The 757-nt window shown below is 64.9% G+C and carries 2 protein-coding genes; both read left to right on the top strand.

What is annotated here, in order from left to right:
• Positions 1-198, top strand: a 198-nt coding sequence (locus Phpb_RS26805) for a DcrB-related protein (protein WP_240492525.1), incomplete at its 5' end; no start/stop codon positions are given.
• A gap of 21 nt (positions 199-219) precedes the next feature.
• On the top strand, positions 220-757 hold a 538-nt coding region (locus tag Phpb_RS11045), incomplete at its 3' end, for a PAAR domain-containing protein (protein ID WP_205634766.1).

The raw sequence follows: 757 nt of genomic DNA, 5'->3' as shown, positions 1-757 counted from the left end.
GAAATCACCCTCAGCCAGCAACCCGCCCGCCGTCTGGATTACCAGTGGAAAAGCCCGGAAGGCGACATGTACCAGACCGTGATACTGCAAATCCGGGGTCCGCTGCTGCTGACCTTCAACCTGACCTCCCCCGCGCCTTTTGAAGACGGCCAGCGTGATACCCTGCTGGCAATTGTCCACAGTTTTCAGGCCGCCTGATGAGCTGACAGGAGGAATGCCATGTCACTTGGTGATGAAATCGTCACCCGGATAGCGCGGGTTGGCGCCCAGCACGCGGTGCACGTCTCCCGGCCACCGGGCTCTCCCGGTCCGGCCGCCGCCCGTGAGGGCGACCCGATTAAACACGCCAGCTTCCTGGGGGCGCTGGCGGGCGCCATTACCGGCGCGCTGATAGGGGCAGCGGTCTTTGCCGCGGCCTCGGCACTGGTGGGACTGACCGTTCTCACCGGGGGATTAGCGACCGTCGCTGTCATTGCTCTGGGGACCGCGGCCACATTTGCCCTTGGCGATGTCATCAGCGCCGCCAGTTCGGCCGTCACGAAAATGGTGGACAGCATCGGCCCGCCGAGCGGCACCCTGGCGAGTGGCTCCCCCAATGTCTTTATCGAAGGCAAACCGGCGGCCAGAGCCACCACCGATATCGCCGCCTGTGGCAAACACCCCGCGCCTCCCCTGATTGCCCAGGGCAGTGAAACCGTGTTTATCAACGGCTCGCCGGCGGCCCGGGTGGATGACAAACTGGCGTGTGGCGCCACCA

This window comes from Photorhabdus namnaonensis (genome assembly GCF_001684335.1).
In the GTDB taxonomy this organism is placed as follows: domain Bacteria; phylum Pseudomonadota; class Gammaproteobacteria; order Enterobacterales; family Enterobacteriaceae; genus Photorhabdus; species Photorhabdus namnaonensis.
The sequence above is the reverse complement of the archived record's forward strand: the minus strand, read 5'-3'. Positions and strand labels throughout refer to the sequence as shown.